The following is a 1,689-nucleotide window of genomic DNA, read 5'->3' as shown; positions in this document are numbered from 1 at the left end:
CATCGCAGGCAAGCCAGCTCCCACATAGGTTTTGTGGTGACCGTGAAAATTTTGCTGTTAGATGTGATCGCCGCGCTTGCCGTGGCGTCATTACTGGCTCAATTTAGCGGCATCGCCCCGGAAGGCTCCAGACTTCATGTCATCGACCTCGTTCAAGCAGTCCATGCGGCGCCTGTGGGCGCTGGATAAATTCAGCTACAGCGTACGGGTATTCATCGCCCTCACCGGCAGCATGGCGCTGTGCTGGTATCAGGATGAAATGACGTTGCTGATCCCGCTGTTCCTGGGGATTATCGCCAGCGCCCTGGCCGAGACCGATGACAGCTGGCAAGGCCGTCTCAATGCTCTGGCGGTCACGCTGGTGTGCTTTAGCATCGCCGCGCTGTCGGTGGAGCTGCTGTTCCCCTACCCCTGGATTTTCGCGATTGCCCTGGCCCTGGCCAGTTTCGGCTTGACCATGCTTGGCGCCCTGGGTGAACGCTATGGGGCGATTGCCTCGGCGACGCTGATTCTGTCGGTGTACACCATGATCGGCGTGGACCAGCGCGGTGGCGCTGTCACGGATTTCTGGCATGAACCGCTGCTGCTGGTGGCCGGCGCCGCGTGGTATGGCGCGTTGTCGGTGCTATGGCAGGCGCTGTTTTCCAATCAGCCGGTGCAACAAAGCCTGGCACGGTTGTTCCGTGAGCTGGGGCGCTACCTCAAGCTCAAATCCTCGTTGTTCGAACCGATCCGCCAGTTGGATGTGGAAGCGCGCCGCCTGGAACTGGCCCAGCAAAATGGCCGGGTGGTGGCAGCGCTGAATGCGGCGAAGGAAATCATCCTGCACCGTGTAGGCAATGGTCGGCCAGGCTCGAAAGTCAGCCGTTACTTGAAATTGTACTTCCTCGCCCAGGATATCCACGAACGCGCCAGCTCTTCCCACTACCCCTACAACGCCTTGGCCGAAGCCTTCTTCCACAGTGATGTGCTGTTCCGCTGCCAACGCCTGTTGCGCCAGCAAGGCAAGGCCTGCCAGACCCTGGCCGAGTCGATCCAACTGCGCCAGCCGTTCATCTATGACGACAGCTTCGCCGAAGCCCTGGGCGACTTGAACGCGTCCATGGAGCACCTGCGCATCCAGAGCAACCCGGCCTGGCGCGGCCTGCTGCGTTCGTTGCGGGCCTTGGCGGCCAACTTGTCCACACTCGACCGCCTGCTCAGCGACGCCAGCAACCCCGACGCCCTGGCCGACGCCACCGACAGCAGCCTGCTCGACCGCTCACCGCGCAACCTCAAGGAAATGTGGACACGCTTGCGCACCCAACTGACGCCGACGTCCTTGCTGTTCCGCCACGCCCTGCGTCTGCCGCTGGCGTTGAGTATCGGCTATTGGATGGTGCACTTGATCCACCCATCCCAGGGTTACTGGATCATCCTCACCACCCTGTTCGTCTGCCAACCCAACTACGGCGCGACACGGCGTAAGCTTGGCCAGCGGATCATCGGCACCGCCATCGGCCTCACCGTGGCCTGGGCACTGTTCGACCTGTTCCCCAGCCCGCTGGTGCAATCGATGTTCGCCATCGCCGCCGGCCTGGTGTTCTTTATCAACCGTACCACCCGCTACACCCTGGCCACGGCGGCGATCACCCTGATGGTGCTGTTCTGCTTCAATCAGGTCGGCGATGGCTACGGGCTGTTCCTGCC

2 protein-coding genes are annotated in these 1,689 nt (G+C 61.9%); both read left to right on the top strand.

What is annotated here, in order from left to right; translation table 11 throughout:
• A partial coding sequence (locus tag ACRESD_RS14650; RefSeq protein WP_431751569.1) for a hypothetical protein occupies positions 1 to 189 on the top strand: 189 nt, incomplete at its 5' end.
• Positions 137 to 1,689, top strand: a 1,553-nt coding sequence (gene yccS, locus ACRESD_RS14645) for a YccS family putative transporter (RefSeq protein ID WP_431751568.1), incomplete at its 3' end; no start/stop codon positions are given. The genes ACRESD_RS14650 and yccS, both read left to right, overlap by 53 nt.

Origin of the sequence: Pseudomonas sp., from assembly GCF_050739995.1 — a bacterium.
In the GTDB taxonomy this organism is placed as follows: Bacteria; Pseudomonadota; Gammaproteobacteria; order Pseudomonadales; family Pseudomonadaceae; genus Aquipseudomonas.
Note: the sequence above shows the minus strand (reverse complement) of the source record. Positions and strands in the feature narration are given on the sequence as shown.